Annotated in this window: 24 protein-coding genes; 9 read left to right on the top strand and 15 right to left on the bottom strand. The window is 63.3% G+C overall.

Going from position 1 to position 25,008, the window contains the following annotated elements; genetic code table 11:
- Nucleotides 1-79 precede the first annotated feature (79 nt).
- Entirely contained in the window at nt 80-1,492 is a 1,413-nt protein-coding gene (locus tag ACR9ZN_RS18885) for an acyl-CoA dehydrogenase family protein (RefSeq protein ID WP_441770192.1), read from the bottom strand.
- 354 nt (nt 1,493-1,846) lie between these two features.
- Between ACR9ZN_RS18885 and ACR9ZN_RS18880 the strand changes: the two genes are divergently transcribed.
- The 3 genes from ACR9ZN_RS18880 (at nt 1,847) to ACR9ZN_RS18870 (ending at nt 5,246) form a co-directional block, all read left to right on the top strand.
- Nucleotides 1,847-3,559 carry a trimethylamine N-oxide permease gene (locus ACR9ZN_RS18880; RefSeq protein WP_441770193.1) on the top strand — a complete coding sequence of 571 codons (1,713 nt, stop codon included), beginning with the start codon at nt 1,847-1,849 and terminating at the stop codon, nt 3,557-3,559.
- 95 nt (nt 3,560-3,654) lie between these two features.
- Nucleotides 3,655-3,897, top strand: a complete 243-nt coding sequence (locus tag ACR9ZN_RS18875; RefSeq protein WP_481272891.1) for a hypothetical protein — start codon at nt 3,655-3,657, stop codon at nt 3,895-3,897.
- Between the two features lie 59 nt (nt 3,898-3,956).
- Nucleotides 3,957-5,246, top strand: a complete 1,290-nt coding sequence (locus ACR9ZN_RS18870; protein ID WP_481272890.1) for a class I SAM-dependent methyltransferase — start codon at nt 3,957-3,959, stop codon at nt 5,244-5,246.
- 34 nt (nt 5,247-5,280) lie between these two features.
- On the opposite strand, the gene gcvA is transcribed toward ACR9ZN_RS18870, so the two are convergent.
- Complete coding sequence (gene gcvA, locus ACR9ZN_RS18865) at nt 5,281-6,189, bottom strand: transcriptional regulator GcvA (RefSeq protein ID WP_481272889.1); 909 nt, start codon at nt 6,187-6,189, stop codon at nt 5,281-5,283.
- 248 nt (nt 6,190-6,437) lie between these two features.
- On the opposite strand from gcvA, the gene ACR9ZN_RS18860 reads away from it, so the two are divergent.
- Nucleotides 6,438-7,046, top strand: coding sequence for a LysE family translocator (locus ACR9ZN_RS18860; protein ID WP_481272888.1), 609 nt, complete (start codon nt 6,438-6,440; stop codon nt 7,044-7,046).
- 138 nt (nt 7,047-7,184) lie between these two features.
- A complete protein-coding gene (locus tag ACR9ZN_RS18855; RefSeq protein WP_434957987.1) occupies nt 7,185-7,418 on the top strand; it encodes a tautomerase family protein in 234 nt (77 codons plus the stop codon).
- Between the two features lie 11 nt (nt 7,419-7,429).
- Here ACR9ZN_RS18855 and ACR9ZN_RS18850 read toward each other — a convergent pair whose 3' ends face one another.
- Nucleotides 7,430-8,413, bottom strand: coding sequence for an aldo/keto reductase (locus ACR9ZN_RS18850; RefSeq protein WP_481272887.1), 984 nt, complete (start codon nt 8,411-8,413; stop codon nt 7,430-7,432).
- A gap of 114 nt (nt 8,414-8,527) precedes the next feature.
- On the opposite strand from ACR9ZN_RS18850, the gene ACR9ZN_RS18845 reads away from it, so the two are divergent.
- A complete protein-coding gene (locus tag ACR9ZN_RS18845) occupies nt 8,528-9,424 on the top strand; it encodes a LysR family transcriptional regulator (protein ID WP_454816844.1) in 897 nt (298 codons plus the stop codon).
- A gap of 10 nt (nt 9,425-9,434) precedes the next feature.
- Here ACR9ZN_RS18845 and ACR9ZN_RS18840 read toward each other — a convergent pair whose 3' ends face one another.
- Nucleotides 9,435-10,868: a DEAD/DEAH box helicase family protein gene (locus ACR9ZN_RS18840; RefSeq protein ID WP_454815766.1), complete on the bottom strand. Its 1,434-nt coding sequence runs from the start codon at nt 10,866-10,868 to the stop codon at nt 9,435-9,437.
- Nucleotides 10,865-11,107, bottom strand: a complete 243-nt coding sequence (locus ACR9ZN_RS18835) for a DUF3297 family protein (protein WP_149253800.1) — start codon at nt 11,105-11,107, stop codon at nt 10,865-10,867. The genes ACR9ZN_RS18840 and ACR9ZN_RS18835 overlap by 4 nt, the downstream gene beginning before the upstream one ends.
- Before the next feature lie 307 nt (nt 11,108-11,414).
- On the opposite strand from ACR9ZN_RS18835, the gene ACR9ZN_RS18830 reads away from it, so the two are divergent.
- A complete protein-coding gene (locus ACR9ZN_RS18830) occupies nt 11,415-11,612 on the top strand; it encodes a hypothetical protein (RefSeq protein WP_434957984.1) in 198 nt (65 codons plus the stop codon).
- Between the two features lie 244 nt (nt 11,613-11,856).
- Nucleotides 11,857-12,036: a hypothetical protein gene (locus ACR9ZN_RS18825; RefSeq protein ID WP_149253802.1), complete on the top strand. Its 180-nt coding sequence runs from the start codon at nt 11,857-11,859 to the stop codon at nt 12,034-12,036.
- A 115-nt stretch (nt 12,037-12,151) separates the two neighbouring features.
- Here ACR9ZN_RS18825 and ACR9ZN_RS18820 read toward each other — a convergent pair whose 3' ends face one another.
- Genes ACR9ZN_RS18820 through ACR9ZN_RS18810 form a run of 3 tightly spaced genes read right to left on the bottom strand, consistent with a single transcriptional unit; the run spans nt 12,152 to nt 14,729 of the window.
- Nucleotides 12,152-12,904: an ABC transporter ATP-binding protein gene (locus ACR9ZN_RS18820; protein ID WP_481272886.1), complete on the bottom strand. Its 753-nt coding sequence runs from the start codon at nt 12,902-12,904 to the stop codon at nt 12,152-12,154.
- Entirely contained in the window at nt 12,904-13,743 is an 840-nt protein-coding gene (locus ACR9ZN_RS18815; protein ID WP_454815761.1) for an ABC transporter permease, read from the bottom strand. The genes ACR9ZN_RS18820 and ACR9ZN_RS18815 overlap by 1 nt, the downstream gene beginning before the upstream one ends.
- 8 nt (nt 13,744-13,751) lie before the next feature.
- The gene (locus ACR9ZN_RS18810; RefSeq protein ID WP_454816842.1) at nt 13,752-14,729 is read right to left on the bottom strand and encodes an aliphatic sulfonate ABC transporter substrate-binding protein; all 978 of its coding nucleotides are present in this window, start codon (nt 14,727-14,729) and stop codon (nt 13,752-13,754) included.
- A 309-nt stretch (nt 14,730-15,038) separates the two neighbouring features.
- On the opposite strand from ACR9ZN_RS18810, the gene ACR9ZN_RS18805 reads away from it, so the two are divergent.
- On the top strand, nt 15,039-17,210 hold the full coding sequence (locus tag ACR9ZN_RS18805; protein WP_454815759.1) for an anthranilate synthase component I: 2,172 nt from the start codon (nt 15,039-15,041) through the stop codon (nt 17,208-17,210).
- Nucleotides 17,211-17,515: 305 nt separating this feature from the next.
- Here the strand turns inward: ACR9ZN_RS18805 and ACR9ZN_RS18800 are convergent, their stop codons facing one another.
- The 7 genes from ACR9ZN_RS18800 to ACR9ZN_RS18770 all read right to left on the bottom strand — a co-directional run bounded on the left by ACR9ZN_RS18800 (nt 17,516) and on the right by ACR9ZN_RS18770 (nt 24,640).
- A complete protein-coding gene (locus ACR9ZN_RS18800) occupies nt 17,516-18,709 on the bottom strand; it encodes a glycoside hydrolase family 172 protein (protein WP_454815757.1) in 1,194 nt (397 codons plus the stop codon).
- Nucleotides 18,710-18,877: 168 nt separating this feature from the next.
- The gene (locus ACR9ZN_RS18795) at nt 18,878-19,720 is read right to left on the bottom strand and encodes a carbohydrate ABC transporter permease (RefSeq protein WP_454815755.1); all 843 of its coding nucleotides are present in this window, start codon (nt 19,718-19,720) and stop codon (nt 18,878-18,880) included.
- Nucleotides 19,713-20,609: a carbohydrate ABC transporter permease gene (locus tag ACR9ZN_RS18790; protein WP_434957977.1), complete on the bottom strand. Its 897-nt coding sequence runs from the start codon at nt 20,607-20,609 to the stop codon at nt 19,713-19,715. The genes ACR9ZN_RS18795 and ACR9ZN_RS18790 overlap by 8 nt, the downstream gene beginning before the upstream one ends.
- 253 nt (nt 20,610-20,862) lie before the next feature.
- Nucleotides 20,863-22,224 (bottom strand): ABC transporter substrate-binding protein, encoded by a 1,362-nt coding sequence (locus tag ACR9ZN_RS18785; RefSeq protein WP_454815753.1) that lies wholly within the window; start codon nt 22,222-22,224, stop codon nt 20,863-20,865.
- A gap of 75 nt (nt 22,225-22,299) precedes the next feature.
- Nucleotides 22,300-23,304 carry a LacI family DNA-binding transcriptional regulator gene (locus ACR9ZN_RS18780; protein WP_434957975.1) on the bottom strand — a complete coding sequence of 335 codons (1,005 nt, stop codon included), beginning with the start codon at nt 23,302-23,304 and terminating at the stop codon, nt 22,300-22,302.
- 120 nt (nt 23,305-23,424) lie between these two features.
- On the bottom strand, nt 23,425-24,129 hold the full coding sequence (locus ACR9ZN_RS18775; protein ID WP_481272885.1) for an anti-sigma factor: 705 nt from the start codon (nt 24,127-24,129) through the stop codon (nt 23,425-23,427).
- Nucleotides 24,122-24,640, bottom strand: coding sequence for a sigma-70 family RNA polymerase sigma factor (locus tag ACR9ZN_RS18770; RefSeq protein ID WP_441770525.1), 519 nt, complete (start codon nt 24,638-24,640; stop codon nt 24,122-24,124). Before ACR9ZN_RS18770 ends, ACR9ZN_RS18775 begins: the two co-directional genes overlap by 8 nt.
- Nucleotides 24,641-25,008 lie beyond the last annotated feature (368 nt).

Genomic DNA, 25,008 nt, shown 5'->3' with positions numbered 1-25,008 from the left:
CGCCGTCGTCGCTCTGCCGGCGAGGGCATCATGACGGACCGCACGTCCCGCCGAGGATCGCGTCATAGGGGGCCCCATCTTACGCCGTCTTCCGAATGGCTGGGGGATTGATTTCCGCCAGTAGCCGCTCGGCCAGAGCGCGCTTGGCGTCCACATCCATCTTCTTGATCTCGTTGTTGAGAACGCGCTCGTTGATCGAGGTGTTCCAATAGTCGACCGCCTCGAAGCCGAGCAGCGAGGTCTTGCCGACAAATTGGCGCAGCACCTCGTTGGTGGGCCCCATCACCCAGCCGGCCTTGGCGTCGCGCAGATAGCGTTCGATCTGCAGCTCGGGCTTGTAGCCGGTGCCGCCGCAGGCATGCAGCATCTTGTCGGAAACGGCGGCAACGTTCTTGGCGGCAGCGAATTTCAGCTGCCAGAGCCAGTGCAGCAGGCCGGCACGCGGCAGGAAGGACACATCGTTCTTGTGAACGGACCAGTCATTGTTGCCGGTGGCGTCGTCAAGCGCCTTGGCGATGAGGAAATCCATCGAGCGCACCACGTTGGTGTCGATGATGGCTTCGCCGACATAGTCCTGAATGGTGGCGTAGTCGGCCACCCGCATGCCGACATCCTTGTGGGTCTTCTTGGTGGTATGGGCCTTGGCGATGTCGATCATGCCCATGGCGATGCCGCTCCAGCAGGCGGAGGAGCAGAGCAGGAAGAAGGGATCGACCACCTCGTCATTGGAGCGCGCGCCGTCCCCGATCGGGCCGACCAGACGGTTGCGCGGCACCACCTTGTTGACTTCCAGCGGGCCGGACTGGTTGCCGCGCAGGCCGAGGCCGTTCCAGCTGCCGGGATCGTTGGTGATCTCGTCGCCGAGGATGAGGAAACAGGAGAGGTCGGCGTAATTGCCGTTGAAGTTGGGAGAGGTCGTTTGGACGATGTACCAGTCGGCAAAACCGCCGGAGGTGGTCCAGGACGCCTTCTTGCGGACGTGCCAGCCTTCCTTGGTCTCCTCGACGCTGGAAGAGATCGGATACCAGAAATGCGAGCCGGTTTCCGGATCGGAATAGGACAGCGTCCCGATCAGGCAGTCCTTGTCGAGACGGCGGAGGATGTCCTTGAGGGCTGCATTGTCATGATGGCGCAGCAGGGCGGCGGCGACGGCGCCAGTATGCATGGTATAGCACATCGCCGTGGAGGCGCAGCCATAGCGGGCGATGGTCTCCACCACCATGGCGACGCAAATATGATTCTCGCCCTGGCCTCCGAGCTCCTTGGGCACGATCAGACCCAGAAAGCCGTGCTCGGCCAGGATCTGGAAATTCTTGCGCGGATAGGCGCGGTTCCTGTCACTTTCGATGGCGTTGGCGCGCATCTCCGTCTGGCACAGCTCGATGAGCTTGGCCTGCAACGTCTTCTGGCGCTCGGTCAGCATCCATTGCGGATCCCACTCGAAACCAAGGCCCCAGAACGGCTCATTCCCCCACATCTTGCGTGACGACATATGGGCATCCTTCGAATGGTTCGGTCCCATGCTTTTTGCTCGCATGGTGACAGCTGAAGTTTCCAGAGAAGAAACAAGTTTGTCCAGCAGGAAATTTTATCGGCCCAGATTCTTTTTGCAGAACGACGTTTGCATCGCTCTGGCCGGAATGCGCGAATGCTCAAAAAATAAGCAAAAAACCGTCATTTGAGAAGGAAACGCAGAAAACTAAAGGTTGACGCTTCCTGAGAGTGTGTCACTCTTCACTCGCAGGAAAAAAATAGAGACGGTGGGTGAAGACGAGAGCCGTTATGGAACTCTCGCAGCCAGTACCGCCCCAGCATCCAGTGCATTCGATCAGATCCGGGGAACACAATGACGGCGACAACTGACGCAAACACGAGCGCGAGCGGCGACAGCCAATTGCTGCGCCATATCGATTGGCGAGGAGCCTTCTGGGTTGCAAGCGGCGTGCCGCCGCTGGTGCTGTTCTCGATCGGCGGCATCGCCGGCACGACAGGCACGCCGGCCTTCCTGATCTGGACGGCCTCCATGATCATGGGCTTCATCCAGTCCTTCACCTATGCCGAGATCGCCGGCCTGTTTCCCAACAAATCGGGTGGTTCTTCCGTCTATGGCGCCACGGCGTGGCTGCGTTACTCCAAGTTCATCGCGCCCTTGTCGGTATGGTGCAATTGGTTCGCCTGGTCGCCCGTGCTGTCCCTCGGCTGCTCGATCGCCGCCGGCTATATTCTCAATGCTCTCTTCCCGATTCCGGTCTTTACGGACAGTTCGCCCGAAGTTTTGGCCTATATCGCTGCCCATGCCGGCACGGTGCCGGCCGATGCGATCACGGCAGTGACGGCGGCGGCGACCCCGGCGATCCGCACCTGGACGCTGTTCAGCCATACCTTCCCGCTCTTCGGCTTCTCCCTCAATTCGGTCTTCTTCATCGGTGCCGCGCTGATGCTTCTGACCTTCGCGATCCAGCATCGCGGCATTCTCGGCACCGCCAACACCCAGAAGATCATCGGCCTGGTCGTGATCATCCCGATGCTGATCGTCGGCATCGTGCCGATCGTCACCGGCCAGATCAATTGGGCCAACTATTCACCATTGGTGCCGCTCGCCACGGCCTATGCGCCGGCGCCGGGTAGCTGGAACGTCGCGGGCTGGACCCTGGTGCTCGGCGGCATGTTCATTGCCGCCTGGTCGACCTATGGGTTCGAAACCGCGGTCTGCTACACCAGCGAGTTCAAGGACCCGGGCCGGGATACCTTCAAGGCCATCTTCTATTCCGGCCTGCTGTGCATGCTGCTGTTCATCCTGGTGCCCTTCACCTTCCAGGGCGTGCTCGGATTGAACGGCATGCTCGCCACCCCCATCGTGGACGGCTCGGGCGTGGCGGCAGCCATGGCCGATATGGTGCATGGCGGCGCCATCATCAGCCAACTCCTGGTCATGCTGATGATCCTCGCACTGATCCTGGCCATCATGACCGCGATGGCCGGTTCCTCCCGTACGCTCTACCAGGGCTCGGTTGATGGCTGGCTGCCCAAATATCTGAGCCATGTGAACTCGCACGGCGCCCCGACGCGGGCGATGTGGACCGACCTCATCTTCAACCTGCTGCTGCTCGCCATCGCCGCGGCTGACGCCACCAGCTTCTTCTTCATCCTGGCCGTGTCGAATTGCGGCTACATCATCTTCAATTTCCTCAACCTCAACGCCGGCTGGATCCATCGCATGGACAATGGCCACATCAACAGGCCCTGGAAGGCGCCGACCTTCGTCATCGCCATCGGCGCCATCTTCGCCTATGTGAATGCGATGTTCATGGGGGCGGGCGCGAAGGTCTGGAATCCTCTGGCGCTGTGGGCCGGCCTTTTTACCGCCGCCCTCATCATCCCGGTGTTCTGCTATCGGCACTATATCCAGGATGGTGGCAAGTTCCCCGAGCATATGCTCGACGACCTCGGTCTACGGTCCGTCGACCTTCAGCAGAAAAAGGCTGGCATCCTGCCCTATCTCACGCTCGTGGCCGGCCTGGCGGTCGTGCTGCTGGCGAACTGGTATTTCGTTCTCTGACAAGGCCGCATGGGCTCGATCATACACGGGGCGCTTCGGCGCCCCGTTTTACGTTTGAGGTGGCTGGCCTGCGATCAAGCCCGATATTGTTCCAGTTGAGCAATGCCGATCCGCGCTATGCCGGCGAGGTCGTCGGCGCTGGCGCCGTCCTGCGCCTGCACGGACATGCCCTGGACCAGGGCGCCGAGGAAGCGCGCGAGAGCGGCGAGGTCGGTCTCCGGCTTAAACCTGATCCCAGGCTCTTGGGGCCCGAACCCGGGATGATTTTTCGAGCCCGCGATAACAAAGCCACTGGTAATCCCGGAGGCCAGTATCAGGCGCCATGTGCGAACAAGTGAATCTGGCTATATTTGTTTGGAGGGTGGAGAGTTCTGACAGGTAAGGGCTGAGGATTGGCATGGGCGGCGAAACGACCCAAACTCGAGATCATGCGGGCGGCTCCTCTATTTTCTTCTCCCGCGACAGCGACGCCGAACAGGATCGCCTCATCGGTGATTTCCGTGATTTTATTCGGAGCAGCGTATCCTCGCTCGAGCCGGTCCTTGAGATCGGTCCGAGCTACAGGCCCGTGCTGCCGAAATCGCGAGGCTTCAATGTCGAGACAGTCGACCACGCCGATCAGGAGACGCTGCAGCGCATATACAGGGCACACGGTGTTGATGTTGCCCTGATCGAGACCGTCGATCACGTGTGGACCGGCGGCCCGATATCGGCCCTCACCGGCGAAGGACGGTTCAACCTGGTCCTTGCTTCTCACGTCGTGGAACACACGACCAATCTTGCCGGATTCCTCGTCGACTGCATGGCTTTGCTTTCGCAAGGTGGCGGGCTGGCCCTTATCGTTCCTGACAAGCGATATTGTTTCGACTTCTTTCAACCCACGACCGATATCGCCAAAGTCATGTCGGACTATAGGAGAAACCGCTCACGTCACACCTTCGAGGCTTTTTATCGCTGGGGAACCAATATCGAGGTCCTTTCGGGCGATAGGGCCGATATTGCCTGGGGGCAAGGGTGGGTCAAGGACTTCGCCTTCGCTGCTTCCTTTGATCGCAATCGTTGCTCCACTGCCGAGGCGTCATCAGCGGCACCGGATTATGTCGACAGCCACGAATATTATCTGACGCCATCGGCGTTGGCTCTGATTCTGCTGGAATTGCGTCAATATGAAATTCTGGATGCAACCGTTGAAACGCTCACGCGGGCACGGGGCTGCGAGTTTCTCGTCATGCTCAGGAAAGGTGGCGGTATGCCGCTGACGGAGGAAGCCTATCAGGCCATCCGCCGCCGCCTGCAGCTTCAACGCATTTGGGAGCAGATGGAAGCCTGGTCCATGTTCGGGCCCCTTGTAAAAGACGAGGAAACTGTGGCGCCGGCAATGCCGGCCGACATGGCCGCGCTCCATGTTCGAAGCCTGAGTTCTGGCTATAGGGCTTCCAAAGAGGGAACCGCCGTGGATTGGGTCGAGCATTTCCCAAGCCTGGAGGCCCACATTGCAAAACTGGAAGCTTATATTGGGGATCTGGAGCCTCGCAGTGCGCGTCTGGAAGCTCAAATCGACATTCTGCAGCAGGAGAATGCCCAATTGCAGCGGGTGACATCGCTCATGCGGGGGTCCGCGAGTTGGCGATTGACGAAGCCGCTGCGTTCCGTCTCCGCGCAACTCAAGCGATTAAAAATGCGCTGAGATCGGCAAGTGAGCTGGAAGTCTGTGACATGATCTACGCGCCCTGAATCGCGAGATGGGCCGTGGTGGCCTTGGCTTCCGCCAACAACCAGTTGCGGAAGAGGGCGACCTCCGGCCGTCCGGCGACGGTGCGGGGATAGACCAGCCAATAGCTGTAGTCGTTGGGCAGGATCGTATCGACCGGGCGTACCAGGCTGCCTTCCTGCAAGGCATGCTCGGCGAGGAAGAGCTTGCCGAGTGCCATGCCCTGTCCTTGCGCGGCGGCTTGCAGCAGATGACTATGATCGTCGAAGGCATGTCCCGCGGCAATGGTGGCTTCGGGCAGGCCGGCATGGCGGAACCAGCGCGACCACGCGTCCTTGGGCGTGTCGTGCAGCAGATGGCCGGCGAGCAGGTCCGAAGGCGTGCAGGGGGAGGGCAGGCCTGCCGCGACCCTCGGACTGCAGACCGGGCTGAGTGCCTCCTGCGCGATCAGATCGGCCTTGAGCCCGGGCCAACGGCCGAGGCCGGAGCGGATGCCGAGATCGAAACGATCCTCGGTGAAAGCCCACGCTTCCGGCGAACTGGTCAGATTCAATTCGATATTGGGATGGCTCTGGCGAAAGCGCCCGAGCCGGGGCACCAGCCAACAGGTGGCGAAGGAAGGCAGCACCGTGATGCGCAGGGGGCCGTCACGACGGCCGCGCAAGCGCTCGGTTACCGCGGCCAGCCGGTCGAGCAACTCGCCGGCTTCGGCAAGAAAAGTGCGCCCGGCCTCGGTCAACCGCAAGGCGTGGCCAGAGCGCTCGAACAGCCGCACGCCCAGCCAGGTCTCGAGCTGGCGCACCTGATGGCTGATCGCCGTCTGGGTCACGCATAGTTCGTCGGCGGCCCGGGTGAAGCTGAGGTGCCGGGCACCGGCCTCGAAGGCGCGGACAGCCACAAGCGGCGGAAGGCGACGCATGCTCGATGAATCCAGTTCATGGAGGCGGTGAAAATAGATCGTTTTGTCGGGCCCGAAAAGTGGTGTTTCCATCCCCTAGAGCAAAGTGCGTTCAAGCGTGAACGCCCATTTGCGCCAGCTCCCTGTTCCCAAGCCAATCCGTAGGATTGGCTGGAGCGTCTTTGCGATTCTTGATGATTCCACCAAATCGCAAAACGCTTCAGTGCACCGGCGCCTCGCCCGGTTCGGCTCGTTGAAATGAGATCGCCATGCTCGTCTGGAATGTCTGGATTCTCTTCGTCGGTTACGCGGTGCCGCTGGTCATCAGCCCCGGACCGGGCAATACCGTGCTCACCGCCATGGGCGCCCAGCATGGCGTGCGCGGTTCGGTACGCTTCTGGGTGGGGTTCGAGATCGGCAATCTGGCGCTTTGCCTGATCTATGGCTTTGGCCTTGGCGAGGTCGTCCGCGCCCATCCCGGTTTCGCATTCGGGCTGAAACTGGCGGGCATTGCCTATCTCCTCTATCTGGCCTGGAGCTTCTTCCGGTCGGCGAGCCATGCCGCCAGTCTGGAGCGCAGGCTTCAGCCGCATCTCGGCCTCGTCGACGGTATCCTGGCCGTTGCCGTCAATCCCAAGATCCATTCGATGGTTCTGGCGATGTTCACGCAGTTCCTGGATCCGGCCGCCGGGGTCACCAGCACCGTCATCCAGCTCACGACGGGCTTCGTGCTGATCTCGATGCTCTGCCACTTCCTGTGGATCTATGCCGGCGCCAGCCTGCTCGGACGCTTCCGCTCCGAGCGCGCCCAGCGGACCCAGGGCTGGGCCTTCGGCACCTGCATGCTGCTGGTCGCGGCCTTTACCGCGATCAATTGAGGATCGGTGCGATGGCGCGTTTTTCCGCCCTCCGAGACGGCGCCCCGTAAGGGGCCCTGGCTTGGCCGGCTCAACCGGTCTATGAGCGCTGCTGGAATCGTGCCTGTATTCGCCGGGCACCGGAAAGCGGAGAGAGCCATGCCCCACATCATCGTGAAGATGCTGCCCGGCAGATCCGAGGACCAGAAGCGCAAGCTCGCCGACGCCTTGACCCGGGCCGTGATCGACAGCCTGAACAGCCAGGACAAGTCGATTTCGGTCTCGATCGAGGATGTGCCGGAGGACGAGTGGACCCAGAAGGTTTATATCCCCGACATCAAGGACAAGCCGGACCTCGTCTATAAGAAGCCCGGCTACGACCCGCTCGGGTGAGCCAATAGCGCTCAGCGATCGACCCGCGCCTGCAAATGTGCCGGATATCGATCACCCTGCACGGCAATCCCGGAGACCGCCGCTTCGATCTCGGCGAGGTCGGCCGGCGACAGTTCGATGTCGATCGCTCCGACGTTCTCCTCCAGCCGATGCTGCTTGGTGGTGCCGGGGATCGGCACGATCCACGGTTTGCGGGCCAGCAGCCAGGCCAGCGCGATCTGCGCCGGCGTGGCTGATCTCTGTTTCGCCAGCTGCGTGAGCAGGTCCACCAGGACCTGGTTTGCCTTGCGTGCCTCCGCAGAGAAGCGCGGCACGATGGTGCGGAAATCGCTGCTGTCGAAGCTGGTGACCTCGGTGATCGCCCCGGTGAGGAAACCCTTGCCGAGCGGGCTGAAAGGCACGAAGCCGATACCGAGCTCCTCGAGTGTCGGCAGGATCTCCCGTTCGGGCTCCCGCCACCACAACGAATATTCGCTCTGCAGAGCAGCGACCGGCTGAACTGCGTGAGCACGCCGGATCGTCTTCGCGCCGGCCTCCGACAGGCCGAAATGCTTGACCTTGCCCTCGCGGATCAGATCCCGGACAGTGCCGGCGACATCCTCGATCGGCACGGCCGGATCGATGCGATGCTGGTAGAACAGGTCGATGCGATCAGTCCTGAGGCGGGTGAGGGCAGCGTCGGCGACGGCCCGGATGCGTTCCGGCCGGCTGTCGAGTCCGGCCTGGACGTCGCCGTCCTTGAAGCCGAACTTGGTGGCGATCACGACATGGTCGCGGAACGGCGCCAGGGCCTCGCCGATCAGTTCCTCGTTGACGAAGGGGCCATAGGCCTCGGCCGTATCGAAGAAGGTGATGCCCCGCTCCACCGCCGCACGGATGAGGGCGATGCCGGCCTGCCGTTCGACGGCCGGCCCATAGCCATAGCTGAGCCCCATGCAGCCGAGGCCGATGGCCGAGACCTCCAATCCGCTATGTCCAAGAATGCGTCTTTGCATGGTTTTCGTCCTGTTTCGTTGTGTTGGTTCCATGTGCCGCGGACTCTAGGCCAAGGCAGAGCTTGCGATTAGGTGGATAAATCGGCATGTAATCATGAGGAAAGTTCATGAGTGATGCGCGAGAACCTCAACGATCTGGTCGCCTTCCTGGCCGTCGCAAGAGCACGCAGCTTCACCCGGGCCGCGGCACAGCTCGGCGTCTCGCAATCGGCTCTGAGCCATGCCATGCGTGGCCTCGAGGAAAGGCTGGGCCTGCGGCTGTTGGTCCGCACCACGCGCAACGTCGCGCCGACCGAAGCCGGCGAGCGCCTGTTGTCGAATCTCGGGCCGCGCTTCGAGGAAATCGAGGCCGAACTCGCAGCCCTCAGCGCGTTTCGCGACAAGCCGGCCGGCACGATCCGCCTCACGGCGGGCGAGCACGCCGCCGAAACCGTGCTCTGGCCCGCAGTGGAACGTCTGCTGCCGGCCTATCCGGACGTTCATGTCGAGATCATCGTCGACTACGGTCTCACCGACATCGTGGCGGAGCGCTATGATGCCGGCGTGCGGCTCGGCGAGCAGGTCGCCAAGGACATGATCGCGGTGCGGATCGGTCCAGACATGCGCATGGCGGTGGTCGGATCGCCCGCCTATTTTGCCCGGCGACCGAAGCCGGTGACGCCGCAGGATCTCACCGCTCACCGCTGCATCAACATGCGGCTGCCGACCTATGGCGGCCTATTCGCCTGGGAGTTCGAGAAGGAAGGGCGTGAACTCAAGGTGCGGGTCGAGGGGCCGCTGGTCTTCAACAATCTCGCCTTGCGCCTGAAAGGGGCATTGGGCGGCCTGGGGCTCGCCTATGTTCCGGAAGACGCCGTGCAGGATTTGATCGCACAGGGCAGCCTCGTCCGGGTGCTCGACGACTGGTGCGCTTCTTTTGCCGGCTACCATCTCTATTATCCGAGCCGCCGCCAGGCGTCCCCGGCTTTCGCCGTGCTGGTCGAAGTCCTGCGCTATCGGCGCGGGCCGTGACTGGCCGAGACTATCGCGCTTCGGCGGCTTCCTCGATCACCCCGGCGATGGCATCGAGCATGGCGGTATCGTCGCCGGCCATGCCGTCCATGTCGGCCATGCGGCCGATCACGGTGGCGGCGATGTTTTCCTCCACCGTGTCCTCGGCATAGGCGTAATAGATCACCGCGCGCTGGCCGTCGCGATGGCAGCGTCCTTCGATCTGCTGGAGCTGGATGGCGCTGTGGCGCATGTCGTGCACCACCAGCGAGCGCTCGCGTTCCCCGCCCGGCATTTCGCCGCGATGGAGGGAGATCGCCTCGGTGACGGTGAACACCACGGCATCGAGTTCGCCGCGCTGGAAGGCAAGGCGCACCGCCTCGTTGCGTTCGCCGCTCTGCGTGCCGTTGATGGCATCGACGCGCCAACCATGGCCCCGCAATTTCTCGATCAGGAGGGCGCTCGTCTCCAGGAAGGCGACGGATATGGCCACCTGCTGGCCGTTGCCGATCAGGTCGTCGGCGAAATCGGCGGTACCGGTGATACGCAGCAGGCTGCCCTTCTGGCGAAAGCGCAGATCGGCAGCCCAGCCCGCCGCCCGGCGCGTCGAGCCGCCGGCGAGCCCGAGTTCCCGGCGGAATTCGCGCCAGGTTGCCTCGTAGAGACGCCGGCTTTCGGCATCGAGTGCGGTCGGGGTCACCTCGCGCTGCACTTCCGGCCATCCCGCGATCTCTTCGGGGCGACGGCGCAGGCCGATGGCATCGTGTCCCTTGTAGAGCAGGGAGGACATGGTACGGCGGTCGTCCTCGTTGGGCTCCCAGGACCAGTTCTTCCAGCGCCCCTTGGCGCGCCCCATCCCGAGCCGCTTCATCAGGGCCCGAAAGCCGTCGAGATCGCCGCTAAGGCCTTCGCCCTTCCTCTTGTCGTCTTCTCGTGCGAGCAGGCGGGCAAGATAGGAGAGTTCATGCGGCGCCTGACCGGCGGTGGCGCTCATATAGAGCGTGAAAGTGGCAGCCGCCGCCATTTGGCGGCACACTAGGCCCTGCTGCGAGTTGGGGTTGCGGATGCGATGCGCCTCGTCGATGACCACCAGTGGCCAGATGCGCTTGGGCGTACCGAGCTTGGCGAGCTCGTTGTTCTTGGCCCGGGTCGAGCGCTTGGTGCTGGTGGCGGGCGGCGCCATCAGCGTCTTCGTGCGCTCGAAATTCATCACGGTGACCGCCTTGGCCGGCAGGCCGGCCTGCGCCATGGTCAGGCGCCATTGCGGGATGGCGCCCTTGGGGCAGATCACCAGGATCTCCGGCTCGGGCATGGCGCTCAGCGCCAGCCAGGCCGATAGCGTCTTGCCGAGACCGGTCAGATCCCCCAAGAGAAAGCCCGGCCGCCCCGCGCGCCGGGCGGCGAGGATCGCTTCAGCAGCCTCGATCTGGTGCGGGCGGGGGACGAGACGGGGCGCGAGAGTCACGCCTCGTCGCGGAAATAGGGTTCGACCGTGCCCTTGAGCTTGATGGTCAGGGGATTGCCGCGCCGGTCCTTGGCATTGCCGGCCGCGACCCGGATCCAGCCCTCGCTGACGCAATATTCCTCGACATTCGTCTTCTCGGCGCCGTTGAAGCGGATACCGACGCCGCGTTCCATCAGAGCCTGGTCGAAGAAGGGGCTGTCGGGATTGGAGGCGAGGCGATCGGGCAGGGTATCGGTCATCTTTTGTCTCTCCTGGAGCAAGGAGCGTCATGACGCGACGCTTCATTGCTCGGTCTTTTCGTTTCGACGCGTCCTTGCATTTCCTGCCGTTACCGGCAAATCGCAAAACGCTTGGGGATGTCGAATGCCGGATTAGCTCCCCGGGCGCCGAAAGCCAACGCCTGATGTGAATTTTATCCAATAGGACATGCCTTTCGCGGAGAAAGGCCGGCCGCATTCCATTCCGGCTCCGGAGCAAAAAGCGTTTCTACCGAAAGGCGCTTTGCTTTAGGGAGGGCTTATCGAAATTGAATGAAGGAGTGGCGCGATGGATGATCGGCCCATGAAGAAGGCTCGCATGCTCGCGGAGATCGCCAGCATCCAGAAGCAAGCCAAGGTCCTGGCGGTGCAGAAGAATCGCGGCGCCCATTACGAGCGCCTGGCTCGAGAGGCGGAAGAACGCGTGGCCAAGCTGCGTGAATCGATCGCCACCATCGAGGCGGAGCTCGCTGCCGCCAAGCAATGAGCTATATCGGCATTGAGGCGGCAGGGTGCTGCAATCAGCGGCACAGCCTGCCTGCGAAGATGTCAATTGCGTTGCGGATTTATGTCAGGAATGCAATATTGCATACGTGTTGAGCGAACTGGCTAAGAATTCGCCATAATCGGCCAGTTAGCCATGCGAGCCATGCAATTCGGCATTGCGACGATGTATGTTGCACCGCAATATGAGAAGGTGGATACTCCCCGACAACAAAGGAGTAATCATCATGATTTTCGCAAGCATCATTGCTTATTTCAAGGACCGCATGGCCAAGCAGGCCGAGTTCCTGCGCCTGCTCGACGAGATCAACAGCCTGTCGGACCGCGATCTGCGTGATCTGCGCGCCGACCGTATGGAGATGATCCGTCACGCTCGCCAGCAGGTCTACGGTGCCCAGGCTGCCTGAGCACCGCCTTCCGTCGACGGACGAATTTCGAACGCGCCGCCTTCTTTCCTGAAGGTGGCGCGTTCTGCCTTTGGGGGGCAGATCGAATCCCACCAGCTTCAGGCATGGGCAGGCTTCAGACCAAGGCGGGCACTTGGTCGTGCAGGGAGCGATCGAGCGCCTTGCGCAAATAGCGCTTGGCCTGTTCGAAGGCTGCGCCGTCACGATCTCGCGGTCGGGGCAGGTCGACGGTGACTATTTCTTCGATGCGCCCCGGTTTCGGCGTGAGGATGACGACACGATCGGCGAGCAGCAGCGCTTCTTCGATGTCATGCGTGACGAGAAGGAGAGTCTGCCGATCCTCCAGCCAAAGCCGGGCGACATGATCCTGCAGGCTCGCGCGGGTCAGCGCGTCGAGGGCGGAGAAGGGCTCGTCCAGGAGAAGGATGCGCGGCCGTGCCGCCAGGGTGCGGGCGAGGGCCACGCGCTGGGCCATGCCGCCGGACAATTCCTTGGGCCATCTTCCGCCCAGTCCCTCCAGGTCGACGCGTGCGAGAACTTCTTCCACCCACCTGTCGCGCTCCTTCCTGGGCAGGCCGTCCAGGCCAAAGGCGACGTTTCCGGCAACGCTCAGCCAGGGCAGCAGGCGAGGTTCCTGGAAGACGAAGCCGACGGTTTCGGCCGGGCCGCGGAGAGGGGTGCCCTCGATCTCCACCCGTCCACGGGTCGCAGCCTCCAGGCCGCCGACCAGGCGCAAAAGTGTGCTCTTGCCGCTTCCCGAACCGCCGATGATGGCGACGGCCTCTCCTGCCGCGACGGACAGGTCGATGCCACGCAACGCTTGCGTGCCATTGGCATAGATCTTGTCGAGATTGCGTAGCGACAGCATCAGCGATCCTCGCCGGCGAAACTGTCTTCATGGCGCAGGAAGGGACGGCTGAGCGCGACCAGGATCATGTCGCTCGCCTTGCCGATCAGCGCGAACAGGATGATCGTGGCGACGATCTCATCGGGTTTGCCCAGTTGCTGGCCATCGACGAGTAGATAGCCGAGCCCTTCGGAAGCTCCCATGATCTCGGCAGCCACCACGAACATCCAGCCGAGGCCAAGGCCGACCCTCAGGGCCGTGACCACCTGTGGCAGGATGGCGGGCAGGAGGATGCGCCGCACCAGCCGCAGCCCCTTCAGCCGGAAGACCTGACCGACCTCGACGATCTTGCGGTCGACCGAGCGGACCGCGCTGGAGACGCCGAGATAAACCGGAAAGAACACGCCGACGGCAATGAGGATGATTTTCGATTCCTCGAAAATGCCGAACCACAGGATGAAGAGCGGCACCCAGGCCAGCGAGGGAATGGCGCGCAGGCCCTGCAGCGTCGGATCGACCAGGGTTCGGAACAAGGACGAGTAGCCGGAGGCAGCTCCGAGCGCGATGCCGGCGAGAGCGCCGAAGAAGAAGCCGGCCCCGACACGGGCCAGGGTTGCGAGGATGTGGGTGGTGAGGTCGCCGTTGCGGGCCAGCTCCAGCAGCGTCGCGGCGATGCGGCTCGGTGGCGGCAAGAGCCGTCCGTCACTCCAGCCGGCATGGACGGCATATTCCCATGCCAAGGCGAGGGTGAGGGGCAGAAGCAGCCCGACATAAGGCCGGACATGGCGAAGAGAGGGCCTGGTCGCCGGGCGCCGCTCTTTCAACGCCTCCGGCGCGACAGGGCTTTCGAGTGCCGTCATGGCCCGGCCTATTGCGTCTGGGCGCCGAAACGCGGGTCGATCAGCCCGTTCACCGCCGCGGGCACGTCGATCTCGGCCTTGATCACGCCGGCGCCCTGCAGGGCTTGCCCGGCGGCCATCAGCGTCTGTCGCTGGGCGTCCCCGATGGTGCTGGTCGACAGGTCCGTGCGGGTGAGCTGGCGCTCGATCACCGCATCGGGCAGCTTGGCGGCTGCGATCAGGCTCCGCTTGAGATCGGCGGGGTTGGCGAGGGCGTGCTGGCGGCCCTTTTCATAGACGGCCAGCACGCGGCGCACGAGCTCGGGATGGGCGGCGGCAAAGGCCTCGCGCACATTCAAGACGCCCCAGCTGTTGAGCGCAGGATCGCGGAAGAAGAGTTTGGCGCCATTTTCGACCTCGGCGCCGGCCATGATCGGATCGAGCCCCGCCCAGGCGTCAACGTCGCCGCGGATCAGGGCAGCCTTGCCGTCACCATGCTGAAGTGGCACGAGCGCGATGTCCTTCTCCTTCAGCCCGGCCGAAGCCAGCGCGCGGATGAGGAAGATGTGAGGATCGGTACCGCGCGTCGCCGCCACGCGCCGGCCCTTGAGATCGGCGACGCTGGCAATGCCGGTGTCGGGACGCGTTACCAGCGCCGTCCATTCTGGGCGCGAATAGACATAGACGGATTTGATCGGGTTGCCGTTGACGCGGCCGACCAAGGCGGCCGCCCCCGCCGTCGATCCGAAATCGATGCTGCTGGCATTGAGGAATTCGAGGGCTTTGTTGGAGCCGAGGGACTGGACCCAGCGCACTGCGATGCCGTCGGCCTTGAGCTCCTCCTCCAGCCAACCCTTGTCGCGGATCAGCAGGCCGACGGGATTGTAGGTGGCATAGTCGATCCGTAGTTCGGACGGATTGTCGGCGGCTCTGGCGATCCGAGGTGCCGCGAGGCCGCCCGCGACGAGGGAGGCAAGGCCGGCAATGAAATGGCGTCGGGTCGGCAGAGCGGGGCGGGACACGGCATATCTCCGAAAATAGATCCTTGTTTCATTAATACATAAAGATTGTAGACAAAATAGACAAAAATGCCTTGTTCGGCCTTCCGGAGGGGATTGTTCTCGCTGGGCATGGCTGCTAGCATCCGTTGATGCGCATTTCGTCTTTCTCAGCAAGCTGGTGGTGGCCCGTCTAAGCACGGACGGCCACGCATGATCATTGCTCATCTGGCCGTCCCGGGAGGGGCGGCTTTTGATTTTTTAAAGATCAGCGCAGGAGCACCCAACCCGAGACGGCCCCAACTCGGAGTTGGTTCCATGACGGACCATATCTACCACTCGGCCGGCGGCATCCGGATCCATCGCGCCTGCCGCGACCTCGACTACCCCCATAACATGTCCGCTCTCGCTGATAGCCTGGACCAGCAGTGCGGCGCTGTGTTTTCCTCGGGCTGCGAGGTGCCGGGGCGCTATCGGCGCGGGGAGGTCGGCTTTGCCGATCCGCCGCTGGTCATCACCGGCAAGGGCCGGAGCTTTCGGATCGAGGCTCTCAACCAGCGCGGCGCTTGCCTGCTGCCGACGATCGAGGGTCGCTTGCGCTCGCTCGGCCTCTTCGAGACTTTCGCCGCGGGTGAGGGATATCTGGGGGGCACGGTGCGCGAGGCGCAAGGCGCGTTTGCCGAGGAGGAGCGCAGCCGCCAGCCCAGCCTGTTCTCGTTGCTGCGGGCGGTGATCGAACTCTTCGCCGCGCCCGATGACCCCTATCTCGGTCTCTATGGCGCCTTCGGCTACGATCTCGTCTTCCAGTTCGAGCCGATCGATCTCCGGTTGCCACGGGCCGAGGATCAGCGCGATCTCCTGCTCTATCTGCCCGACGAACTGGTGGTGGTCGATCATGCACGCCAGCGGGCGCAACGGCTGAGCTATGATTTCAGCGTGGACGGACGCTCGACCCGAAACCTGCCTCGTGCCACCGAACCCCATCCCTGTCGCCAACTGGCCGGCCCGGATCTGCCGCCCGAGAGCGATCATGCGCCCGGCGAATATGCCGCCATGGTCGAACGGGCCAGAGCCGCCTTCGCCCGGGGTGACCTGTTCGAGGTGGTGCTGGGGCAATTGCTGTCGGTGGCCTGTGCAGAAAAACCCAGCACGATCTTCCGCCGGCTTGCCGCCGCCAATCCCTCGCCCTTCGGCGCCCTGATCAATCTGGGCGAGGGCGAGTTCCTGGTGGCGGCCTCGCCGGAAATGTTCGTGCGTGTTGATGGCCGGCGTGTCGAGACCTGCCCGATCTCGGGCACGATCCGCCGCGGGGCCGATGCCCTGGAGGATGCCGAGCGCATCCGCGAACTCCTGAATTCCGTCAAGGACGAGGCGGAACTCACCATGTGCACCGATGTCGACCGCAACGATAAATCGCGCATCTGCGAGCCCGGCAGCGTCAAGGTGATCGGGCGGCGCCAGATCGAACTCTATTCGCGCCTCATCCATACCGTCGACCATGTCGAGGGGTTGATACGGCCGGGCTACGACGCGCTCGATGCCTTCCTCAGTCATGCCTGGGCGGTGACGGTGACCGGGGCGCCCAAGCGCGGTGCGATCCGCCATATCGAGGCCGAGGAGAAGAGCGCCCGGCGCTGGTATGGCGGGGCCTTCGGGTCGGTCACCTTCGACGGCGCCATGAATACCGGCCTGACGCTGCGCACCATCCGTATGCAGGACGGCATCGCAGAATTGCGTGTCGGTGCCACCTTGCTGCATGACAGCGATCCCCGGGAGGAAGAGGCGGAAACCCGGCTCAAGGCCTCCGCCATGCTGGCTGTGCTCGAGGAGAATGCTGTCCGGGCCGATCGGCTGGCAGCTCCGGTACGCAGGGCCGGGTCCGGGCCGCGCCTGCTGCTGGTCGATCATGAGGACAGTTTCGTGCACACGCTGGCCGGCTATTTCCGCGCCGCCGGTGCCGGGGTCGTAACCCTGCGCCCGGCTCTGGCGCGGCAGAAGCTCGCGGATGGGGAGCCGGTGGACCTCCTGGTGCTCTCGCCCGGGCCCGGGCGGCCCGAGGATTTCGCCATGCACCGGACCCTGGAGCTTGCCTTGCAGCGCGGGCTGCCGGTCTTCGGCGTCTGCCTCGGCCTGCAGGGCATGGTCGAATACTTCGGCGGCCGGCTCGACCTGCTCCCGAAACCCGTGCACGGCAAGGCCTCACGCGTCGAAGCTGGGGATGGACAGCTCTTCGCCGGCCTGCCCGGCAGCTTTTCGGTAGGGCGCTATCACTCCATCCATGCTGATGCGCACGACCTGCCGCCGGAACTGCGGGTTACCGCGCGCGACGCAAACGGCGTCATCATGGCGGTGGAGCATGCCACCCTGCCGTTGGCCGCCGTGCAGTTCCACCCGGAATCGGTGATGACGAGGCCCGAGATCGGCCGACGGATGATCGAGAACGTGCTGGCGATGATCGGCGGTGAAGCCGTGGCTGTCGCGGCGGATTAATGGTCGGCAAGGACGACCTGATCGCTGCCGGAAGAGGTGGGTGAATCCTTCCCCGGTTTCGGGGAGGGAGGCCCGGCGGAGCCGGGTCGGGTGGGGGTGAGTGGCGCTACCGGGCGTCATTTCGGCTTGCATCGCGCCACACTCCCCCTTCCGTCGCTGCTCCGCAGCGCCACCTTCCCCGTCGACGGGGAAGGATTACTGCGCTTTATTCTGTAGAAATAATCACATGTCCTGAGGGCTTCTTGTGAGCAGCAGGTCACCTTGTTTCCTATTTCGCTTTGGATCTCTCTTCCGAACCCGCTTCCTCAGCTCCCACCATCCATGCGCAGGTTCCAGGTCTCGTAGGGGCGGCGGAAGGTCGGCAGGCGCTCCGTCATGGGGGGGAGCGGTGCGAAGGGCTTGTGCGGCTCGGCCTGATACCAGAACGCCACCGAGGAGAGGTCGTCCGAACGCCGGTTGGCGTGGCCGTGCTCAATGCTGACCCGGATCGATCTGTGGAAGATCACCGGGTCCTCGATGTGCCAGCGATAGAGCGTCACCGGTTCGGTCCAGTTCGGGCCGCCGGCGGCGATGATGCCGTGATAGGGCGCGCTGTAGTCCTGCGTCGGGCACCAGGCCGTATTGAAGTAGTCCTCCGTGCCGGTACCATGCAAAGTGGGCGGCCAGGCATCGTTGGCGCCGGGGCTGCTCTCGTTGCGCGGCGCGATCGGCTCGGCCTTGGGCCCGAGGCGCGGATCGGGCTTGCGCACGGTGTCGGGGACCGACAGGCCCGGCTCGCCATCGACGAAAATCATGTCGTCGCCCTCGCCATACCAGTCCCACAGGTCAGAGCGCCGCCGCGAATAGACGCTGTATAGCACGCCGACATAATGGCCGTGCCCTTCCGCCTCCAGGATGGTGTAGTTGTCCTTGCCATCGATAGTCTCGCCGCCGAACAGGAACTGCTCGTTGGCGAGGCCCGCCTCGTCCATGCCTTGGGGACGGTCCTGGCGATACTGGGCATGGAAGCGGCCGAGCCCTGGCTCGAGCTTATCGTGCAGTTCGAGGTCGACATAATAGTAGAACAGCAGGTCGTCCTCGGCCTCGTTGGTGACAGTCAGCTTCATGTGGCCGGCGAACGGCATCGGGAAATAGCAGTTGAAGGCCTTGCCGTCCTCGGGGCTGGCCTGCACCGGCAGGCTGGCGAAGTTGCGTGTGGCGGCATGCCCCATGCCGAAGAAATCGCCGATCGGCGTCTCGACGCTCGGATGCTCCTCGCCGTCCCAATAGGCCCGGAGCACGATCTTGCGCAGGAACAATTCGCTCTTGCAGGCGAGGGTGGCCCAGATATGGGTGACGATGCCGGTACCGGCATGCTCGGCGATAACAACCGTCTGCCCCGGCTCGATATGCAGCCTGTCGTCATTGCCGCCGGTGCGGTCATAGCTCGAGAAGCGGCGGGAGCGGCCTTCGCGCAGTTTGGCGAGGCCACGCAGGGGCGAAAGTCCGGACTGGGTCATGCTCACTTCCTCAATGGGACGGTACTTGAAATACCGCTGTCATTCCCGGCGAGCCACATAGTGGCGAGGGAAGGGAATCCAGGGCTGCCGAGTAATGGCCCCTGGATTCCCTTCCCGTTGCCTGCGGCAACGCCGGGAATGACAGCTTTTGGGATCGTACAATTCGGCTCATTTCAGGCCGCTGGTCTTGATGGATTCGGTGATTTGGCGCTGGAACACAGCAAAGAGGATCAGCATCGGCAGCGCGACAATGGTCGAGGCCGCCATCACATAGTTCCAGGCGCCGGCATACTGGCTGCGGAAATTGGCAATCGCGACCTGGACCACCCACAGGCTGGAATCGGAGGCGACCGTGAGCGGCCAGAGGAAGGCGTTCCAGTTGGCCAGGAAGAACAATATGGCCAGCGCCGCCAGGATCGGCCGGCTCAGTGGCAGCACGATGCTCCAATAGATGCGCCAGCGCCCGGCGCCGTCGATCAGGGCCGCCTCCTCCAATTCGCGCGGCAGCGACAGGTAATATTGCCGCAGGAGGAAGATGCCGAAGGCGTTGAAGATGGAGGGCACGATCAGCCCGGCATAGGAATTCAGCATGCCCATCGCCCGGACCAGGATGAAGAGCGGCACGATGATCACCGGCAGCGAGACCAGGAAGGTGGAGAACATGGCGAGGAAGATCGCGTCTCGCCCCGGGAAATGCAGCCGGGCCAGCGCGTAGCCCGCCATGGAATGGAAGAACAGCGCGACGATGGTGACGATCGCCGAGACCAGGAAGGAATTGAGGAGGTAGCGCAGGAAGGGGATTTCGGTCAGCACATAAAGGAAATTGCCGACGGTGGGCCGTTGCGGCACGAAATCGGGCAGGAACACCTCGGCCGGGGGCTTGAAGGCGACCACCAGCATCCACACCAGCGGAAACACCGTCATCAGCGCCAGCACCAGGCTGACCAGCATCCACAGGAAGCGCACGAGCTGGCCCGGCGCGGCGAGGGCAGGGGCGTTGCGTTCAGGCATGGTGGAAGCGCCCGCCCCGCGTCAGCCTGAACAGGATGAGGGTCACGGTCATCAGCAGCGCCACCAGCAGCGATGCCATGGCCGAAGCATAGCCGAAGGCGCCAAACTGGAAGGCCTGGCGATAGATGTAGACGATCAGGGCCGAAGTGGCATTGGCAGGGCCGCCCTTGGTCATGACATAGATGAGATCGAAGACCTGGCCGCCGGCCGCCGCTGTCACCACGGAGACCAACACCACGAAGAAGCTGGTCGGCCGCAGCAAAGGCAGGGTGATGTAGCGAAAGCGCGCGAGCGGGCCGGCACCGTCGAGTTCGGCGGCCTCGTAATATTCGGCCGGAATGTCCTGCAGGCCGCCGAGGAAGATCAGCATGTAGAAGCCCATCATGAACCAGACGCTGACGGCCACGAGAGTTGATAGCGCCAGATTCGGATCGCCCAGCAGCGAGAGCCCGGGCAGGCCGAGCCAGCCGAGGAGGCGGGAAAGGATGCCGACTTTCTCCACCAGCAGGATCTGCCAGACCATGGCGACCACCACCAGGCTGACCATTTGCGGGGCAAAGAACATCGAGCGGATCATCGTCTCGAACCGCCCGCCACGCTGCACCAGCAAGGCGAGGCCGAGCCCGCAGACATAGAGCGCGGGCACCAGCAGGGCGGCATAGAGCAGTGTCACCCTGAGCGAGGTCCAGAACAGCGGGTCACGCCACATGCGCCAGTAATTGGCCAAGCCGACGAAACGATAGCCGCCGAAACCGTCGACCTCATAAAAGCCGATGGCGAGGGCGAGCAGCATCGGCAGCCCGACGAAGACGGCAAGGCCCAGGGCGTCGGGCAGCACGAAGAGATAGCCGGCGAGGACATCGCGGCGGGAGGCGCGGGTGGATGTCATGGCGCGGCTCCTTGCCTCGTGGCGGAGCGATCGGAATGAAGCGCGACCAGCCTTCTCCCCTCGTGGGAGAAGGTGGCCGAGCGGGGCGAGGTCGGATGAGGGGAGATACGCAGCCTTGCAAGGTCTTTGCCAACACCCCTCATCCACCCCTTCGGGGCACCCAGTCCACTCCAAATGGAGTGGACGATACCCGCAAGGGGAGAAGGCTGGCCGCGCCTTGCGTATTTCGGCTGGAAAAAGCCCACTCCGCCCCTCACAGGATCGGCGCGCCGCTATAGCCGGCGAGGAAGGCGTCGAGCTGCTGGCTGGCTGCCGTTGCCGCTTCCCGCGGATCGGTGCCGCCGAGCTGGGTGGCCTGGATCGCGTCGGAGATGATCTTATAGACCTCGGGCGGCACGCGCGGCTCGGCCCGTGTGCCCGGATAGATCTCCTTGGCGAAAAGGCCCATCCTGCCGGCTTGGAAGGCCGCGGAACCGGCGGCAAGAGCGCTGGCGCGCGGCGGCATGTCGCTCTTGGCGGTCGTGCACCAGTCGACGACCCGTTGAACCGATCCCTTGTCCATCGAGGCCAGGGCCCAGGCGCAGAATCTGGCCGCCGCGTCGGGGTTCTGGCCCTTGGCATTGGCAACGAAGGCCCAGCCGCCGCCGACGGTGACATACTTTCCACCCGCCGGAATCGGCAGCTTGAACACGCCATAGGGCGTGTCCTTGGCATTGTTCTCCATGGCGGCGATGCCCCAGATGCCGACATTCTGCATGGCGGTCAGGCCGGCACCGAGATTGGAGACGATGTCGAAGCCGCCGCTGACCACCTGTCGGGGCGCGGAGCCCGACTGGATGGCATCCTGCCAGAGCTTGAGGGCCTGCACGGTGGCGGGCGAGTCGAAGGCGCTCTTGCCGTCCTTGCCCTGAATCTCGCCGCCGCCCTGCCAGAGGAAGGGGTACCAGGTGAAGTTCTGGTAATAGCCGGGCGTGGTCTCGAACAGCACGCCATAGCGGTTCGGCGTCGTCAGCTTCTTGGCAAGCTCGAGGAGCTCGTCCCAGGTCTTGGGAACGTCGTTCTCGTTCAGCTTGGCTTCCTCAAAGGCCTTGACCGAATAATAGAAGGCCATCGGCTCGACCTCCATGGGCACGCCATAGATCTTGCCGTCGACCTTGCGGTTGGCAATCACGCTGTCGGGAAAGTCGGTGCGGGCCGCTTCCTCGATATGGGGTGTCAGGTCCGCCAGCACGCCGCCATTGTAGTAGCGCAGAAAGTCGCCGGGACTGATCAGGAAGATATCCGGGCCCTGGCCGGAGGCGAAAGCGGTGGCGAGCTTGGAGCCGGAGATGTATTCGCTGTTGACGATATATTCGAGTTCGACCTTGGGGGAGTGATCGGAATTCCAGGCCGCCACCAGATCCTGGAACCATTTGACCTGGGGCTTTACGTCGCCACCGGGCGCGTAGAACTGCCAGAATTTCAGGGTGGCGTCCTGGGCCTGGGCACCGGAACGGTTGAGATAGGGTGCGTTCAGGAACCCACCTGCCAAGCCAGCGCCGGCGACGAGCAGGCTGCGACGGCTGATGCCGGCCTTTTCCACGCGATTTTCGGGACGCACGGCCTTTACAGTCATGATTTCCTCCCTATTGCCGGCTGTTTTGCCTCCGGCTTGTCGTTCTCAACGGATGCGGCTCGCGCCGCGTTCCCGTCAGGCTGAATCGAAGGGGTGCAGGATGGATGGCACGGTTGTGGTGCGTGGCGCGCCGGTGAAGCTGCCGCTCAGGCGTTCCAGCAGCATGGCGGTGGCCTGCCGGGCGAGGGCGGCCGGGCTGTTGCCCACCCTGGTCAGGCGGGGGCGGACATATTCGAGCTGCGGCAGGTCGTCGAAGACGGACACGGCGATGTCATCGGGCACCGAAATGTCGCTGTCGTAGAATTCGGTGAGGGCGCCTGAAGCCATCAGGTAGTTGGCGAAGAAGACGGCCGTTGGCAGGGCATGGCCATGCTCGCGCTTGAGCCAGGCGGCGGCCTCGCGGCCCGATGGCGCGAGATAGCTTCCGGTAAAGCGCAAGGCGGGATCGATGGTGACGCCGTTGTCGCTCAGGGCCTTCTCGAAGCCGTCGGCTCGCGCCATCGCCTCGGAGAAGAAGGCAGGGCCGGTGACATGGGCGATGCGCCTGTGTCCCTGGCGGGCGAGGTATTCGCCCATCAGATAACCGCCACCGAAATCGTCCAGCCTGATGCTGTCGACAGCTTGATTGGGCAAATGGCCGATGAAGACGGTGGGAATGTCGATGCCCACCAATACGTCATGCATGCCGTGCAGGGCGAAATCGCCCACGATGAGGCCATCGACCCGGCGGTTGCGGATCTGCTGGAGATATTCGCGGCCATGGTCCTGGGAGTGGCCGCCCGGCACGTCCGTGTTGAAGATCAGCATGTCCAGGCCGACATTCTCCAGCTCGGACTGCGCCGTCTTCACCAGTTCGGGATAGAAGGGGTTGCGAATGTCGGGGATCAGCATGGCGACGGTATCGGTGCGCCCGGTGCGTAGGCTGCGTGCCTGGGGATTGGGTTGGTAGCCCAATTCGCGGATCGCCTGCTCGACGCGCTCGCGCAATTCCCTGGAGACACGATCGGCGTGATTGATCGCATGCGACACGGTCGTGCGTGAAACGCCAGCTCTCTCGGCAACTTTCGATATCGTGCTCACTTGGGCATGATAGCTAAGATGAATGCATTTGCAAATCGATTTGCATAAATTCTTTGGCCGAATATCCTCTGGCTACGCGGACGTCCCGTTTGCGAACAAGACGTCCGCGTAGCCAGAGGATCAGGGCGTCGCCTGTACCAAGGTGCCGGAATAGAGGATAGGGCCGGTGGGTTGGCCGGAGGGGGAGCCGCCTTCCGGCTCCAGGGTCACGGCCAGGACAGCCTGCTGCACCACCTGTTCGGGCAGACTGGTCAGCCGCGCCTTCTCCACCGTGAAGGGCTGGTCGCCGATCACGCCGAGCGATCGTGGGCCGGGGAGCTTGTCGTTCACCAACCACAATTCATAGGATTTGTTCGGTTGAGGCCTGGCCGCTACCGGCCGGATGGTGAGGGAGCGCGCCTCGACATTCACCGAGACGATGAAGGCGGGGGAGGCGGCGTCCTTCTGCAGCACGGCGACGAAACTGCCTGGTTGCACAGGATTGTGCAGCATGGGCGTGAGGGCGAAGAGGGCCAGCCCCGCGGCCAGCGCGCCGGTACCCAAGGCGGTCATCCGCCAGCGCCGAAGGCGCCTTTCGAGCAGGGGAACCAGCTTGCCCGTTCCACTGTCGAGGCGAGCCAGGATGCTTGGCAGCAAGGAGGCCGGCGCCTCCACGGGCGCTATGGTTTCGGCCAGGGGTGTCAGGCTCCGTTCCCAGGCCATGATGGCGACATCGAGAGCCGGTTCGCGCTGGCGCCGCGCCGCAACGGCGGCCCGCTCCGCCGCATCAAGCGTGCCCAATACGTATTCGCCTGCCAGCAGATCGAGGTCGTCGGGATCAGTCATGACCGAGACACTCCCTCAACTGGGCGAGGCCACGGTGGAGCAACGTCTTTACTGTCGGGACCGGCCGCTCGAAGCGCCGGGAGAGGGCTTCGCGCGAGGTGCCCCGGTAATAAGCGAGCAGGATCATCTGGCGCCGCTCCTCGTCGAGGCCAGCAAGGCAGGCGATGAGGCGTCGCAGCTCCTCGCTGCGTTGACGGCCCTCGAGTGGTTCGAGGCTTTCGGCCGGCAACTCGTCGAGATCCTGGGTACCGGCATTGGCCGCGTGCCGTGTACTGCGCAGAATGTCGATCGCGCGGTTGCGGGCGATCGTCGCCATCCAGGTCATGGCGGAGGCCTTGCCGGGATCGAAATCCGCCGCCTTGTCCCAGATCCTCACATAAATCTCCTGCAATGCATCTTCGGCCGTGGCTCTCTGGCGCAGGATACGAAGGACCACCCCATAAAGTTTCGCCTGGGTCGCATCATAGAGGCTGCGGAACGCAGCCCTGTCGCCCGAGGCGACGGCGCGCATCAGGCTTTCCAGTGTCCCTTCTTTTGCCTCGAAGCTTTTGGTGCTGATCAAACCGACCGTCCCGGTTCCCCACTGGCGTAGGAATGATTTCTGCTGCGATCAAACAATAAAATAAAGATGGATGGAACAGATTTCGTCTACAAGAATCTTGGCTTACAGGCAGGGTGACTCACTACGTCGTGGACGTTGAAGGGTTTCAGCCGAAGAAAAGAATATTTTTATTCTTTATGATGAAACCTTATCTCGATCGTACCGTATATGTTTATTTTTGTTCGATGAAATATTTTCTGAATTCAAAAAAGAATATTTTCGGAAACTGAAACCTTCGGAAAGTCGAGGCGTAGATCTTCACGAGACACGAACAGTTT

Source organism: Labrys sp. HAY1-8F (assembly GCF_056754975.1).
Note: the sequence above shows the minus strand (reverse complement) of the source record. Positions and strands in the feature narration are given on the sequence as shown.

Coding starts and splice junctions, on each gene's coding strand:
- ACR9ZN_RS18885 (WP_441770192.1), bottom strand. CDS start 1,492: ATGTCGTCACGCAAGATGTGGGGGAATGAGCCGTTCTGGGGCCTTGGT.
- ACR9ZN_RS18880 (WP_441770193.1), top strand. CDS start 1,847: ATGACGGCGACAACTGACGCAAACACGAGCGCGAGCGGCGACAGCCAA.
- ACR9ZN_RS18870 (WP_481272890.1), top strand. CDS start 3,957: ATGGGCGGCGAAACGACCCAAACTCGAGATCATGCGGGCGGCTCCTCT.
- gcvA (WP_481272889.1), bottom strand. CDS start 6,189: ATGCGTCGCCTTCCGCCGCTTGTGGCTGTCCGCGCCTTCGAGGCCGGT.
- ACR9ZN_RS18860 (WP_481272888.1), top strand. CDS start 6,438: ATGCTCGTCTGGAATGTCTGGATTCTCTTCGTCGGTTACGCGGTGCCG.
- ACR9ZN_RS18855 (WP_434957987.1), top strand. CDS start 7,185: ATGCCCCACATCATCGTGAAGATGCTGCCCGGCAGATCCGAGGACCAG.
- ACR9ZN_RS18850 (WP_481272887.1), bottom strand. CDS start 8,413: ATGCAAAGACGCATTCTTGGACATAGCGGATTGGAGGTCTCGGCCATC.
- ACR9ZN_RS18845 (WP_454816844.1), top strand. CDS start 8,528: ATGCGCGAGAACCTCAACGATCTGGTCGCCTTCCTGGCCGTCGCAAGA.
- ACR9ZN_RS18835 (WP_149253800.1), bottom strand. CDS start 11,107: ATGACCGATACCCTGCCCGATCGCCTCGCCTCCAATCCCGACAGCCCC.
- ACR9ZN_RS18830 (WP_434957984.1), top strand. CDS start 11,415: ATGGATGATCGGCCCATGAAGAAGGCTCGCATGCTCGCGGAGATCGCC.
- ACR9ZN_RS18825 (WP_149253802.1), top strand. CDS start 11,857: ATGATTTTCGCAAGCATCATTGCTTATTTCAAGGACCGCATGGCCAAG.
- ACR9ZN_RS18820 (WP_481272886.1), bottom strand. CDS start 12,904: ATGCTGTCGCTACGCAATCTCGACAAGATCTATGCCAATGGCACGCAA.
- ACR9ZN_RS18815 (WP_454815761.1), bottom strand. CDS start 13,743: ATGACGGCACTCGAAAGCCCTGTCGCGCCGGAGGCGTTGAAAGAGCGG.
- ACR9ZN_RS18805 (WP_454815759.1), top strand. CDS start 15,039: ATGACGGACCATATCTACCACTCGGCCGGCGGCATCCGGATCCATCGC.
- ACR9ZN_RS18800 (WP_454815757.1), bottom strand. CDS start 18,709: ATGACCCAGTCCGGACTTTCGCCCCTGCGTGGCCTCGCCAAACTGCGC.
- ACR9ZN_RS18795 (WP_454815755.1), bottom strand. CDS start 19,720: ATGCCTGAACGCAACGCCCCTGCCCTCGCCGCGCCGGGCCAGCTCGTG.
- ACR9ZN_RS18790 (WP_434957977.1), bottom strand. CDS start 20,609: ATGACATCCACCCGCGCCTCCCGCCGCGATGTCCTCGCCGGCTATCTC.
- ACR9ZN_RS18785 (WP_454815753.1), bottom strand. CDS start 22,224: ATGACTGTAAAGGCCGTGCGTCCCGAAAATCGCGTGGAAAAGGCCGGC.
- ACR9ZN_RS18775 (WP_481272885.1), bottom strand. CDS start 24,129: ATGACTGATCCCGACGACCTCGATCTGCTGGCAGGCGAATACGTATTG.
- ACR9ZN_RS18770 (WP_441770525.1), bottom strand. CDS start 24,640: ATGCGCGCCGTCGCCTCGGGCGACAGGGCTGCGTTCCGCAGCCTCTAT.